The following is a 14395-nucleotide window of genomic DNA, read 5'->3' as shown; positions in this document are numbered from 1 at the left end:
TCGGTAGCAATGTCCGATTTCCCTGATGATATGCCGTTCTTCGGCGATGAAACCCCAACTGACCGCGCCCCCGCGACAGGCAGCATTGCCGCACGCGCCATGGCAGCGCGCAACCAGCAGCGTGGCGAACCTGATTATTTAAAGGGTCTCAACCCTGAACAGCGTCAGGCCGTACTCACCACAGAGGGCCCGGTTCTGGTTCTCGCGGGTGCAGGCACTGGCAAAACCCGCGTTCTCACCACCCGCATTGCGCATATTCTGACAACCGGCCTCGCCTATCCGAGCCAGATTCTCGCCGTGACCTTCACCAACAAGGCTGCACGCGAGATGAAAGAGCGTATCGGCCATCTGGTTGGCGGCGCTGTGGAAGGTATGCCGTGGCTTGGCACGTTCCACTCCATCGGCGTAAAACTGCTGCGCCGCCACGCTGAACTGGTCAATCTCACATCTGATTTCACCATTCTTGATACGGATGATGTGATTCGCCTGATCAAACAGCTCATTCAGGCTGAAGGTCTGGATGACAAGCGCTGGCCTGCCCGCACCTTCGCCAATATGATCGATGGATGGAAAAACAAGGGCTTTGGTCCTGCCGATATTCCGGAAGGCGATGCGCGTTCGTTTGGCAACGGAAAAGGCCGTGAACTTTATCAAGCCTATCAGGAACGGCTACGCACGCTGAACGCCTGTGACTTTGGTGATCTGCTGCTGCATCCGATCCGCATCTTCCGCAATCACCCGGATATCCTGCGCGAATACCACGCGAAATTCCGTTATATTCTGGTCGACGAATATCAGGATACCAACACCGCGCAATATATGTGGCTGCGGCTTCTCGCCCAGCGACCGCAATCGCGAAACACAACACCTGTGCCGTTTGCGGCAGACGGCCCACAAGCGCCATCAGGCGCAAGCGAAAACAAAGTGAATCTGTGTTGCGTGGGCGATGACGATCAGTCGATCTATGGCTGGCGCGGTGCGGAAGTGGACAACATCCTCCGCTTTGACAAGGATTTCCCGGGTGCGGTCGTTATCAAGCTTGAACGTAACTATCGCTCGACGGCCCATATTCTGGGCGCCGCAGCACATCTGATTGCACACAATGAAGGTCGCCTCGGCAAGACGCTTTTCACGGAAGCGCCCAATCCAGACGATCCTCGGGTAAAAGTGCACGCGGCATGGGATTCCGAAGAAGAAGCCCGCGCCGTTGGCGAGGCCATCGAACAGGCGCAGCGTCAGGGCCATCTGCTCAACAATATGGCAATCCTCGTGCGTGCATCTTTCCAGATGCGCGAGTTCGAAGATCGCTTCGTCACGCTTGGCCTCAATTACCGGGTTATCGGCGGTCCGCGCTTCTATGAGCGCCTCGAAATCCGTGACGCCATGGCCTATATGCGCGTGGTTGCGCAGCCTGCCGACGATCTGGCACTTGAGCGCATCATCAACACACCAAAGCGTGGCCTTGGTGAAGCGGCAATCCGCCAGATTCACGATTATGCCCGTGCGCGCGACATCTCGATGTTTGCCGCTGCTTGTGATCTGGTTGAAACCGAAGAGTTAAAGCCAAAGCCACGTTCAGCGCTGCGCGAAGTGGTCGATAATTTCCGCCGCTGGCAGTCGCTTCTCGACAATACACCCCATACAGAACTTGCCGAAACCATTCTCGACGAGTCCGGCTACACCGCCATGTGGCAGAACGATAAGTCAGCAGAAGCGCCGGGGCGCCTCGAAAACCTCAAGGAACTGATCCGTTCCATGGAAGACTACGAGAGCCTGCGCGGTTTTCTTGAACACGTTGCGCTCGTCATGGATGCCGAGAAAAATGAGGACATGGATGCCGTCAATATCATGACGCTGCATTCGGCCAAGGGGTTGGAATTTGAAACCGTCTTCCTGCCCGGCTGGGAAGAAGGGCTGTTTCCACATCAGCGCGCACTGGACGAAGGGGGGCGCTCAGGTCTCGAAGAAGAGCGCCGCCTCGCTTATGTTGGCGTCACGCGTGCCAAGAAAAACCTGCATATCTGGTTTGTTTCCAACCGCCGTATTCATGGCATGTGGCAATCGACCATCCCGTCACGCTTTCTGGAAGAGCTTCCTGAAGCACATGTCGAAGTGGCTGAAATGGAAGGCAATTACGGCGGTTACGGCAATAGCGGTTACGGGCAATCGCGCTTCGACAAGGCCGATCCGTTCCAGAACTCCTATTCGACACCCGGCTGGCAGCGCGCGCAGCAGAACCGCTCGGAAGCGACACGCAACAACTGGGGCTCGCGCTCCGGTGCCAATGTTGAACGCATTGGCTATGGCGAAACGGATTCAGGTTTCGGTGCGGGGCGTGGTTCTGTCAAAGGCCGTATGATTGACGGTGAACTGGTTGCAAAGTCGGTGGCTGACAAGCCGTCAGCCTTCTTCGTCGGCGACCGCGTGTTTCATATCAAATTTGGCAACGGAACAGTCGCGACAATCGATGGCAATAAGCTGACCATCGACTTTGACAAAGCCGGACAAAAGCGCGTTCTCGACAGCTTTGTTCAGCGCGCTTAAGTTTGAATAGACAGGAAGCCGGAGATTACTCCGGCTTTCCTTTTTCCCAGGTCACATCCCCCTTGAACAGCGGAACGGTTGAGAGTGCAGTCTTGGCCGAACCATCCTGAACCTGTGTCGCATGCGCGAGATAGAGCAGTGTGTTGTTTTTCTGGTCATAAATGCGGGTGATGACCAGCTTTTTCCAGATCAGGCTGGTGCGCTCCGAAAAGACGCGCTCTCCGCCTTTACCAAGCTTGATGTCACCAATCGTAATCGGGCCAGACTGCTCGCAGGAAATCGAGGCATTGGATGGGTTTTCAAACCAGTTGCCCTTCTGCAAACGGTCGATAACGCCGCGTGAAAACGACGCCAGATAACAGGTTACGCCCTTTACTTTCGGGTCCTGAACCGCATCAATCACAACATCATTGCCCAGCCAGTCAACGCCGACCTGACCAACTTCCTCCGCCGATACGGCAGCAGAAGCGCCAAGCAGCAGCATTGGAGCAACAAACAACCCGGCAAGCTTATTCAATTTAGACATGAGAAATCTCCAGCAACTTCAACCTGGAAAGTGGAGAAGCGGACGAGTCATTGCAAGAGAGCAATGCCTAAACGCTCCATTTTTCAAGAAAAGCTTCGATGTCAAGCGTCTGAATATCAGGGACTGCCTCATAAAGCTTTTCCACCGGCCAGTCCCACCAGCAAAGCGCGAGCAATCTTTCAATAATCTTATCATCAAAACGCTTGCGAATGACGCGGGCTGGAACACCACCCACAACGTGATATGGTGCCACATCTTTCGTCACCACGGCATTCGCGCCAATCACCGCGCCATGGCCGATGCGCACGCCCGGCGTAATGACGGCACCATGGCCAATCCACACATCATTGCCAATGGTGACGCGCTTTGCCTGCCGTCTGGCGCGGAATTCACCATCGACACCCAGATAGCGAAAATATTCATTGGGCCGATAGCTCACCTTATGCGTGGTCAATCGTTCCATAGGATGCTCAAGCGCGTTAATCCGCACATTGGCAGCAATAGAGCAGAACTTGCCGATCTCGGCGTAAATGCCCTCACCGTTTCGCTCGAAATAGGTGAAGTCGCCAACCGTCACTTCACGCAAAATCACCCGCTCACCAATATCGGCATAACGACCGAGTTTTGACGATTTCAACTGGGCGGTCGAATGAATACGTGGTTCGCTATTCTGGAAGCGAAGGTCTTCACCCTGCGTCATTTCAAAACTTTCTGAAATCTTTGTACTCTGCTAGACTGACACGATCATTCCAACATAAGGTGCATCTGTTAAAGAAGCGCTGTCCTGTTGGAGATCGGCGTAGATCTACAAATAGCGCGCCTATGTGCGATAAATGCAAAACAAAATTCAAGGCTGACTGAATATGCAAAAATTCCTGCCCATCTTCATTGTTGCCTTCATCGTCGTGATCGTCGGCGCTGCTGGCTTCAACATGATCCGTGACAGAAATGCAGCAAACGAGCCATTTGGTGGCCCGTTCAACCTCGTCACCATGGACGGGAAGCCTTTTACCGAAAAAGACCTGCGCGCGACGCCGTCCGCCATTTTCTTTGGCTTCACCCATTGCCCGGATGTCTGCCCGACAACGCTTTACGAGCTGGATGGCTATTTGAAACAGCTTGGCCCGGAAGCCGCTGACATAAAAGCCTATTTCATTTCAGTTGACCCGGAGCGCGACACACAGGAAATCATGAAAACCTATGTGAGCAACGTGTCTGACCGTATTATCGGCATCACCGGCACACCTGAAAATGTTGCTGATGTGGTCAAGTCCTTCCACATCTATGCCAAGAAGGTTCCGACCGAAGACGGCGAATATACTGTCGATCACACGGCATCGGTGTTCCTTCTCGACAAGGGTGGGCGCTTCCGCGGAACCATCGCTTATCAGGAAAACCCGGATACGGCTCTGGAAAAATTGAAGAATCTGGCCAAAGGCCGCACAAACGAGTAAACAGGGCTTCCAATTCGATTTGAGAGCTTATTATCCATGCCCCAGTCACGACTCTTCTTTTCGGCCGACAAGACGGAAGCCGAACGAATCTACAACATCCTCGAAGTCGCATTCGAGGATGACGGTTTTCCGGTCGCAATCACCGAGATTGATGAGGACCGCCAGATATTCGAAGTTTCCGTCTATACCGAAGATGAAGCGGATGAGCTTGCAGCCCGCATCGGTTCACTCGTAGGAAACGACAAGTTCGAAACAGAAGAACTCCCGGACATTGATTGGGTCACCCATTCACTCGAAGGCCTCAAGCCTGTTCGCGCAGGTCGTTTTTTCGTTCATGGCTCGCATGATCGCGACAAACTGCAATCCGCTGACATCCCGATTTTGATTGACGCGGGCTTGGCTTTTGGTACGGGCCACCATGGCACCACATCCGGTTGCCTTGAAATGATCGAAGAAGTGGTTGAGCGGGAGCATCCAACCAACGCGCTTGATCTGGGCACTGGCAGCGCTGTGCTGGCAATTGCGATCGCCAAGCTTGCACCGATCCCGGTTCTTGCCACCGATATTGATCCCATTGCCGTCACCGTCGCCGCTGAAAATACAGTTCTCAATAACGTAAGCGAACATGTCATCACCGCGACTGCTGAAGGTTTCGACCACCCGATCTTCCGCTCCTACACGCCGTTTGATCTGATCGTCGCCAATATTCTGGCCAATCCGCTGATTGAACTTGCACCGTCGTTGAAATCGCATCTGGCTCCAAGCGGCTCTATCATCCTGTCAGGCATTCTCGACAGCCAGCACGATATGGTGCTCGCCGCCTATCAGGCGCAGGGCCTCACACATATCAAAACGCTGCATCGTTCAGGCTGGGTCACAATTCATCTGAAATAACGCAGTTTCCTTATTTTTTACGAGTTACGCTCATGGCTTTTCAGACTTTTGATGTAACGACCGATCCGGCCAATGGCGCGCCACGCGTGGCTATGCTGCGTGAAAAACTTGCCGAACAGGGTCTCGACGGCTTTCTCGTTCCGCGTGCCGATGAGCATCAGGGCGAATATGTGCCGCCCCGTGCGCAGCGTCTCGGCTGGCTCACAGGCTTTACCGGTTCGGCAGGGGCAGCCCTTATCCTGAAAGATGCCGCCTATATTTTCATCGATGGACGTTATGAGTTGCAGGTTCGCAATCAGACAGATGGCAAGGTGTTTTCTTATGAAAGCCTTGTCACCAATCCGCCTGCAAGCTGGCTTCTGGAGCACGGCAAAGGTCTGACGATTGGCTTTGATCCATGGTTGCACACGATTTCCGAAGCAACAGCTTTGCGTGAAGCACTCGAAAATCAAGGCGGCAAACTTGTGCCGGTTGCGCATAATCTGGTTGATCTCATCTGGGATAATCAGCCAGAAGCCCCTCTTGCGCCCGTTACCATCCAGCCGGCCCGCTTTGCCGGACATGAAGCGCAAGACAAGATCAAGGAGATGCAAAAAGCGGTAACAGCGGCGGGAGCAAGCGCAACCGTTCTGACCGACCCTTCATCGGTTGCCTGGGTATTCAACATTCGCGGCAAGGATGTCTCCAACACACCTCTGCCATTGAGCTTTGCAATCATCCCGGCAGAGGGTGAGCCTGAACTCTTCATTGACGAGCGCAAGCTTGCCATTGAACCGCGCGCCTATCTCACACAGCTCGCCAAACTCTGTGAACCCGCCAAGTTGGAAGGCCACCTGAGCGCACGTGCTGCAAAGGGTGAAACCATTCTGCTTGATCCGGCACTGGCCGCTGAAAAGCTCCGCCTCGCGGTGGATGCTGCTGGCGGTCATGTCATTCATGGCAAAGACCCGGCCCGCCTGCCCCGCGCAATCAAGAACAAGGCCGAGCTTGACGGTTCTCGCGCAGCGCATGAACGTGACGGCGTGGCTATGGTCAACTTTCTGTCCTGGCTCGACGAACAAAACCCCGGCACGGTTGATGAAATCTCGGCGGCGCAAAAGCTGGAGCAAAGCCGCGACAGGGCTGGTCGCGATTTCCAGATGCCGCTCGAAGATATTTCATTTGATTCGATTTCCGGTGCAGGTCCTGACGGCGCGATCATCCATTACCGCGTTAACACAAACACCAATCGCAAGCTCAACGATGGCGAGTTGTATCTGATCGATTCCGGCGCACAATATCGCGATGGCACGACAGACATCACGCGCACAGTTGCAATCGGGACAGTGACGCCAGAAACGATCCGCTCTTTCACACTCGTTCTCAAAGGCATGATTGCGATCACCACCGCCCGTTTTCCAAAAGGGACGCGCGGACAGGACATTGATGTGCTGGCGCGTATCGCACTCTGGAAACAGGGCTTCGACTACGCACACGGCACCGGTCATGGCGTCGGCAGTTATCTCTCTGTCCATGAAGGCCCGCAGAGCATTTCAAAAAAAGGCGCACACGAGCTTCTGCCCGGTATGATCCTTTCCAATGAACCGGGCTATTACAAGCCGGGCGCTTATGGCATCCGCATTGAAAACCTGATCATTGTAAAGGAAGCGGAAGTGCCCGCAGGCGGCGAACTGCCAATGATGAGCTTTGAGACGCTCACCTTCTGCCCCATCGACCGTCGCCTGATCGACAAATCACTGCTCACGCCGGAAGAGCTTGATTGGCTCAACGCCTACCATGTAAGCGTGCGTGAGAAGCTGATCGGCCATCTCGAAGGCGCTCAGGTCGAATGGCTGGAAAAAGCGACTGCGCCGCTTTAAGCCGGAAAGAAATGGCGCAGCGTGATCAACAGCGCTGCGCCCGCAAAAAAAACAGCGTCATCATACTGACGCGCAGCGAAAGCAGCAACATTTCAGCATCACCTATCAGAATGCGTGATGAATCGATGCATTATTCGGATGCTTGCGGAACAGTGCCTTCGATCTTCTTGATCCAGTCGATCAGTGGGCGTGCCTGCTCGGCAAATTTGACCAACCGATCGGCAAGGTCGGCGCGGGTAATGCTATCGGGATCGATTTCGAGGCGAACAGCAAAATGCCGGTTGCGAATGGCTTCAAGAAGATCGGCATCCGCTACAGTTTCAAAACCACGCGGCGTGCGCTTCAACCGATCATGATCGCTGATTTGCAGGCCATGCTTCTTAAGCTTTGCCACGACCGCACGATACGCATCCGGCTTTTCGACAATCGCTTTGCGGATGGCTTGCAGAAGCTCTTTCTTCGGCCCCCACCATGCAACACCTGCATAGCAATCGCGCACACCCGGCAAACCGATACAGACATAAAAGCAGCCGCTTTCATCCCACTTGGTACCGGAATTGGACAGAAGGGCCGACAGATGCCGGTTATACGGAGCCTTGTCATGAGAGAAGCGCGTGTCCCGCTTGATGCGAAACTGCGACTTCACCCGATTACCCTTGAACGGCAATCCGGCCTTTTCAAAACGCACCGTCAGTTCTTCAACCAGATCACCAAGCGGCCCTTTCAAATGCTCTTCAAACAGGTCCTTGTTTTCAACAAACCATTCGCGGTTTTGATGAAAATCGAGCGCCTTCAAGAACGGAATAGCCTTGTCGCCAAAGCCCTTGAATGGAGCCATCAGCCTTCTCCAACCAGTTGAAGCCACGCATCTTCATCAATGACTTCGATGCCAAGTTCCGATGCTTTTGCAAGCTTTGAGCCAGCCCCCGGCCCTGCCACAACAAGATCCGTCTTCTTGGAAACAGACCCTGCCGTCTTGGCACCGTGACGCTCGGCCATGGCTTTTGCTTCATCACGTGACATGCGTTCAAGGCTACCCGTAAACACCACTGTCTTGCCCTCAACCGGCGATCCGGTTGCCACGCGGGCAACTTCATCAAGAGGCGTGACTTCATCAAGCAACGCTTTCAAGACCTGCACGTTATGCGGCTCGGCATAAAAATCGACCACCGCTTCCGCCACAATCGAACCAATGCCTTCAACTGAAATGAGATCCTGCCAGGCTTCATTGCCTTTATCGGTTCGGTCCCCCTCTTTTGGCGGGACTGCGGTTTTGGCTGCCTCAGCAAACTTGTCATAGCTGAGATAAGCCTTGGCAAAGCGCTTGGCGTTCACTTCGCCGACATGCCGGATACCAAGACCAAACAGGAAGCGATGCAAGGCAATCTCACGTCGGCCATTGATTGCGTCATAAAGCTTCTTCACGGAAACCGCACCAAAGCCCTCAATATTTTCGAGTTTCTTGAGCGCTTTAGACTGACGAGCCTGTAGCGTGAAAATATCAACAGGGGATTTGATTTTCAGACTGTCATCGTCCGCATGGAAGAAGAACTCGACCTGCTTCTCGCCAAGGCCCTCAATATCGAACGCATTGCGCGATACGAAATGGCGAATGCGCTCCACCACTTGCGCAGCACAGGTCAAACCGCCTGTGCAACGATAAACCGCCTCACCCTCCTCGCGCACGGCATGACTGCCACAGACAGGACACACATGCGGGAAATGGAACTCCTCAGCATCGGCGGGACGCTTTTCCAGCACCACATCGACAATCTGCGGAATAACATCGCCAGCACGCTGTACGATCACCGTATCGCCGATGCGAATGTCGTGACCATCCTCGCGAATATGTTCACCCTTGAGACCAATGCCCTTGATATAATCTTCATTATGCAGCGTGGCGTTGGTCACAACCACGCCACCAACAGTAATCGGCTCAAGGCGTGCAACGGGTGTCATTGCACCCGTCCGCCCGACCTGAACATCAATGTCGCGCAGAATGGTGGTTGCCTGTTCTGCCGGGAATTTGTGCGCTATCGCCCAGCGCGGACTGCGCGAGCGAAAGCCAAGCCGCGTTTGCAGATCCAGCCGATCCACCTTGTAGACAACACCGTCGATGTCGTAATCAAGCTTGGCGCGTTCAAGGCCAATCGCCCGATAATGCGCGATCAGCTCATCGGCACTGTGCATTCGTTTCGTTAACGGATTGACCGGAAAACCCCACTCACGAAAAACCTCGACCATGCCGTGTTGCGTATCCGCCGGCATCTCCGACATTTCGCCCCAGGCATAGGCAAAGAACCTGAGCTTGCGGCTGGCCGTCACTTTCGCATCCAGCTGTCTCAACGACCCAGCGGCTGTGTTGCGCGGATTGACGTATGTTTGTTTGCCCTCGGCAACCATCTGCTCATTGAGCGCAAGGAAGTCGCTCTTGGCCATATAGACCTCGCCGCGCACTTCAACGACCGCCGGCACACCTGCCGGAAGCTTATTGGGAATCTCGCTGATGGTGCGGATATTGGCGGTTACATTTTCGCCAGTCGTGCCATCACCACGAGTCGCGGCACTGACAAGAACGCCATTTTCATAGCGAATCGACATGGAAAGCCCGTCAATCTTCGGCTCTGCGGTGAAGGCAATGGAATTATCCGGCAATTGGCCGAGAAAACGATAAACGCTGCCGACAAAATCGCGCACGTCTTCATCCGAAAACGCATTGCCAAGTGACAGCATCGGACGTGCATGAACGATTTGTGCGAATTTGGAAACAGGTGCTGACCCAACGCGCAAAGAAGGGCTATCAGGGCGTACCAGATGTGGAAAGCGCGCTTCAATAGCATCGTTAAGACGCTTCAGTGCATCATAATCCGCGTCCGAAATCTCCGGTCGGTCATTGGCATGATAAAGCTCATCATGATGAGCAATTTCACGCGCCAGCCGCTCCAGCTCTGCTGCTGCTTCAAGGTCGGTCAGTTTTTCGACGGAGATATCGGACATATGCGTGGCAAAACCTGCTGAATCAATTTTGCCCAACATAACCAAGAAATTGCGCCGCGCCTACAGCCACGCGTGGTTACGAACATGTGCTCCCCCTGACAGCGTTCTGTCAGGAGACAAGCGCATTGTTTTCAGCCAACAAACGCTCGGCTGCGGCACGCGCTTCATCGGTAATGCTGGCACCGGCCAGCATACGCGCGATTTCTTCCTGCCGCTCATCAACACCAATCGAACGGATTGATGTGGACATGCGATCTTCATTGGTCGCCGATTTCGCAATGAGGAAATGGGTCGATGCACGCGCGGCCACCTGTGGTGCATGGGTCACGGAAAGCACCTGCACGCGCGATGATAACCGCGCCAGACGCTGCCCAATTGCATCGGCAACCGCACCGCCCACACCCGTATCAATTTCGTCAAACACAAGCGTCGGAGCCGAACCGCGATCAGCCAATGCCACTTTGAGCGCCAGCAGGAAGCGCGAAAGCTCACCACCCGATGCAACCTTCATCATCGGGCCTGCACGTGTGCCCGGATTGGTGCGAACCCAGTATTCGACCGTATCAATACCTTCCGCCGCCCGTGCATTGGTGTCGGTTGTCATTTCAACGATAAACTCGGCACGTTCCAGCTTCAATGCCGGAAGCTCAGCCATAACGGCAGCCTTCAGATGTTCAGCAGTGTCCTTACGGCGCTCGGACAACAGCTTCGCGGCAGCATCGTATGAAGCACGTGTTTCTGTGGCCTGTGCTTCCAGCTGGGTCAGCTTTTCTGCACCGGCATCAAGATCAGCAAGATCAGCATCCATCTTATCGCGCAGTGCGGGTAAACCCTCAACAGACACCGAATATTTGCGGGCGGCAGCTCTGAGCGCGAAAAGACGTTCTTCAACTTGTTCCAGCACGCGCGGATCAAAATCAATTTCGCGCATAGCGTGATCGATGCCGTCCTGCGCAAGCGCCAGGCTGTTGAGTGCTTCGTCTATCGCCTTGCAGACTGGCTCAAGCAGATGCGGCGCTTCCGGAATTTTGCGCTCCAGACGACGAACAAGGCTTGCCAGTGTCGGGACTGGCGAACCGTTACCCGACAGAAGCTCGCCTGCTTCGTTCACGTCGCCTGCAATCTTTTCCGACTTCATCATGATCGCGCGGCGCTCGGCAAGATCATCTTCCTCGCCCGGCTGCGGATCGAGCTTGGTCAGTTCTTCAACCGATGAACGCAGATAGTCGCCTTCGCGCTCGGCCTGCTCAACACGCGCGCGATGCTTCGACAAAGCATTTTCGGCATCGCGCCACGCTTTGTAGCGCTCGCGAACAGCAGCAGCCTCAGCATCAAGACCACCAAAAGCATCCAGCAATGTACGATGAAGATCGGTATCGATCAGCGCACGGTCGTCATGCTGACCATGGATTTCCACCAGCCGTTTGCCAAGCTCGCGCAACAGTGCAACGCTTGCCGCCTGATCATTGATGAAAACGCGTGTGCGGCCGTCCCCCATCTGAAGACGGCGCAGGATGACGTCACCGTCATCATCAAAACCATTTTCGCTAAGGAACTTGCGGGCGGGGTGCCCAACCGGCACATCGAATACGGCAGTTACCTGCCCCTGATCAGCGCCGTGACGCACCAGAGAAGCGTCGCCGCGTGCACCAAGGGCAAGCGACAACGAATCAAGCAGAATCGATTTACCGGCGCCGGTCTCGCCCGTAAGCACGGACAAGCCGGTCTTGAACTCGATGTCGAGCCTTTCAATCAGAACAATATCGCGGATCGACAGGTGCGACAGCATGCAGGTATCGGCTTAATTGCCGCCTGTGATCAGCGACGAAGCCTTGGCCAGCCACGAACCACCGTTTTCGCGCGGCTCAAGACCGCCGCTCTGCAGAAGCTTGTAGCTATCCTTATACCAACGGCTGTCCGGGAAGTTCTTGCCAAGCACCGACGCTGCCATCTGCGCTTCCGACGTCAGACCAAGCGCATAATAGGCTTCGACCAGACGAGCCAGTGCTTCTTCGACCTGACGAGTGTTGGAATATTCCTCAACCACCAGACGGAAGCGCTTGATTGCAGCAAGATATTCCTTGCGCTCAAGATAATAGCGGCCGACCTGCATTTCCTTACCAGCAAGCTGATCGCGGGCAACGCGGATCTTGGTCTTCGCGTCATCCACATATTCGGAATTCGGAAAACGATCGACCACTTCCTGCATCGCAGCAATGGCACGGCGGCTTGCAGCCTGATCGCGTGTCACGTCAGGGATCTGACGGAAATAGCTCAAACCAATAATGTAATAGGCATAAGCCGATTCAGGCGATGTCGGGTAAAGCGTGTTGTAACGCTTGGCCATGCTGATCGCTTCTTCATAATTACCCTGACGGTAATTGGTGAAGGCAGCCATAACGAGCGATTTACGCGCCCATTCAGTATAAGGGTGCTGACGATCAACCGCCGCAAACTTCTTTGCAGCTTCGCCAAGTCGTCCTGCATCAAGGTTTGCGAGGCCTTCATTATAAAGCTTATCCGCCGGATCGATCGTTTCCACATATTTGGTCAGATCAATATCGTCGTTTTTGCTGGCACATCCCGCAAGCGGAACAAAAACGGCAAGAGCGCTGGCAATCAGCGCGGTTTTCGTCTTCACCGGGAAATTCGAACTCGTCATGCGGTCTCCGGCCATCTGGCAACGTCTTTTCTGTCTGGAGCAACGTAAACATGTGCGTTCACGATTTTCTCCATTCTTCCCAATACATCAGCATCAGCACATAGGTAAACATAGCCGAGGCTGTTTTGGCAGTTCATAAACCACATGCTGGCGAAATCGGCAATCGTCTAGCTGATCAATCGTCAGAAATTGGCCTTAAACTACGGTCTGAAACTGTATCTATGCAAACCAATGGCTTTATCCTCACCAAATACGGAGGCTTGGCTGTCAGTTCATCATGAGTCTAACGACTCAACAGAAGAGAACCCGTCGATCACGGCCCAATTATGGCCATGAACGCCGACCTGCTCCACATGAGTTTCAAAGCGCCCAGGGTGCGGCAATATTAGGCTGAAGTGCAACCATATCCGAGCTGTCAGCATTGCGACGCACGCCACTGGCCTCAACAATATCGTAATTTGACTTATCGGCCAGAAGGGCCTTCACCGTCTCCGCATTCAATCGGTGCCCGCCACGATACGAGCGGAAGCAACCAATAAAAGGCAGGCCGGCCAGCGCCAGATCACCCACCGCGTCCAGCGTCTTATGGCGCACGAACTCATCCGTAAAACGCAAACCACCCGGATTGATAACCGAATTGTCGTCGCCAATGACAAGTGAATTGTCGAGCGACGATCCAAGTGCAAGACCAGCCGCCCACAACCGCTCGACATCTTTCATAAAGCCAAATGTACGTGCGGTGGATATGTCTTTTCTAAATATCACTTCATTGATATCGTTGGCATATTTCTGACGCCCGATCAGCGGACATTCAAAATCGATCTCGACTTCGTAGCGCGTACCCGAATAGGGCTGAAATTCACCCCACGAACCGCCAGCTTCGACGCGCACGGTTTTCAGAATGCGGATAAACCGGCGCTTGGCTTCCTGCGTGACAATACCCGCCTCATCGAATGCATCGATAAAACGCGCCGACGTGCCATCAAGAATAGGCACTTCCGGGCCTTCAACTTCAACAATCATGTTGTCGATGCCAAGGGCTGCTATCGCTGCCATCAAATGCTCGACGGTATTGATTCTCGCCTCTTTTGGTCCAAGAGCCGTACAGAGATCCGTCGCGCCGATTTCGGATGCATGCGCACGTATTGCGGGCGCTTCCTCGATGTCGGAGCGCTGAAATATAATTCCTGTGTTGGCGTCGGCTGGAACGAATGTCACCGATGCATGTGCGCCACCATGGACGCCCACACCGGACAAAGTCAGCACACGACCAATTGTCTTTTGATAAACGCTCAAAACAGGTCCAATCTATTCTTCATAAGTGCAGTCTGCTTAACCACAATCCAGCAGACCACCAGCCTCGCATCTTGACGCCGCTGGCTTCCGTCATGCTCTCTTTAATATAAAGAGATATGGCAAAATTAGTGGCAGATACACATAAGCAACCCGCATCTTTATA

General features: G+C 54.1%; 11 protein-coding genes. 4 read left to right on the top strand and 7 right to left on the bottom strand.

What is annotated here, in order from left to right:
- The first annotated feature begins 9 nt into the window (after positions 1-9).
- Positions 10-2544: an ATP-dependent helicase gene (locus ABE530_RS09715; protein WP_499694380.1), complete on the top strand. Its 2535-nt coding sequence runs from the start codon at positions 10-12 to the stop codon at positions 2542-2544.
- 25 nt (positions 2545-2569) lie between these two features.
- Here ABE530_RS09715 and ABE530_RS09710 read toward each other — a convergent pair whose 3' ends face one another.
- Both ABE530_RS09710 and ABE530_RS09705 read right to left on the bottom strand, forming a co-directional pair.
- Positions 2570-3070: a CreA family protein gene (locus ABE530_RS09710; RefSeq protein WP_396997541.1), complete on the bottom strand. Its 501-nt coding sequence runs from the start codon at positions 3068-3070 to the stop codon at positions 2570-2572.
- Positions 3071-3137: 67 nt separating this feature from the next.
- A complete protein-coding gene (locus ABE530_RS09705; protein WP_396997543.1) occupies positions 3138-3770 on the bottom strand; it encodes a DapH/DapD/GlmU-related protein in 633 nt (210 codons plus the stop codon).
- A 163-nt stretch (positions 3771-3933) separates the two neighbouring features.
- On the opposite strand from ABE530_RS09705, the gene ABE530_RS09700 reads away from it, so the two are divergent.
- The 3 genes from ABE530_RS09700 to ABE530_RS09690 are packed head-to-tail and all read left to right on the top strand — an operon-like array spanning position 3934 to position 7277.
- Positions 3934-4524 carry an SCO family protein gene (locus tag ABE530_RS09700; RefSeq protein ID WP_265985407.1) on the top strand — a complete coding sequence of 197 codons (591 nt, stop codon included), beginning with the start codon at positions 3934-3936 and terminating at the stop codon, positions 4522-4524.
- 36 nt (positions 4525-4560) lie between these two features.
- Positions 4561-5418, top strand: coding sequence for a 50S ribosomal protein L11 methyltransferase (locus ABE530_RS09695; RefSeq protein ID WP_265985408.1), 858 nt, complete (start codon positions 4561-4563; stop codon positions 5416-5418).
- A gap of 32 nt (positions 5419-5450) precedes the next feature.
- Complete coding sequence (locus ABE530_RS09690) at positions 5451-7277, top strand: aminopeptidase P family protein (RefSeq protein ID WP_499694379.1); 1827 nt, start codon at positions 5451-5453, stop codon at positions 7275-7277.
- Positions 7278-7407: 130 nt separating this feature from the next.
- Here ABE530_RS09690 and ABE530_RS09685 read toward each other — a convergent pair whose 3' ends face one another.
- From ABE530_RS09685 to lpxC, 5 genes are all read right to left on the bottom strand, one after another.
- Positions 7408-8115, bottom strand: a complete 708-nt coding sequence (locus tag ABE530_RS09685; RefSeq protein ID WP_499694378.1) for a DUF2461 domain-containing protein — start codon at positions 8113-8115, stop codon at positions 7408-7410.
- Positions 8115-10274: an NAD-dependent DNA ligase LigA gene (gene ligA, locus ABE530_RS09680; RefSeq protein WP_499694377.1), complete on the bottom strand. Its 2160-nt coding sequence runs from the start codon at positions 10272-10274 to the stop codon at positions 8115-8117. Before ligA ends, ABE530_RS09685 begins: the two co-directional genes overlap by 1 nt.
- 109 nt (positions 10275-10383) lie before the next feature.
- Complete coding sequence (gene recN / locus ABE530_RS09675; RefSeq protein ID WP_499694376.1) at positions 10384-12063, bottom strand: DNA repair protein RecN; 1680 nt, start codon at positions 12061-12063, stop codon at positions 10384-10386.
- 12 nt (positions 12064-12075) lie between these two features.
- Positions 12076-12936, bottom strand: a complete 861-nt coding sequence (locus tag ABE530_RS09670) for an outer membrane protein assembly factor BamD (protein WP_265985413.1) — start codon at positions 12934-12936, stop codon at positions 12076-12078.
- Between the two features lie 360 nt (positions 12937-13296).
- On the bottom strand, positions 13297-14232 hold the full coding sequence (gene lpxC / locus ABE530_RS09665; protein ID WP_265985415.1) for a UDP-3-O-acyl-N-acetylglucosamine deacetylase: 936 nt from the start codon (positions 14230-14232) through the stop codon (positions 13297-13299).
- Positions 14233-14395 lie beyond the last annotated feature (163 nt).

Origin of the sequence: Brucella sp. TWI559 (assembly GCF_039674265.1) — a bacterium.
Taxonomy (GTDB): Bacteria; Pseudomonadota; Alphaproteobacteria; order Rhizobiales; family Rhizobiaceae; genus Brucella; species Brucella chromiisoli.
This window is presented reverse-complemented; position numbering and strand designations above follow the sequence as displayed.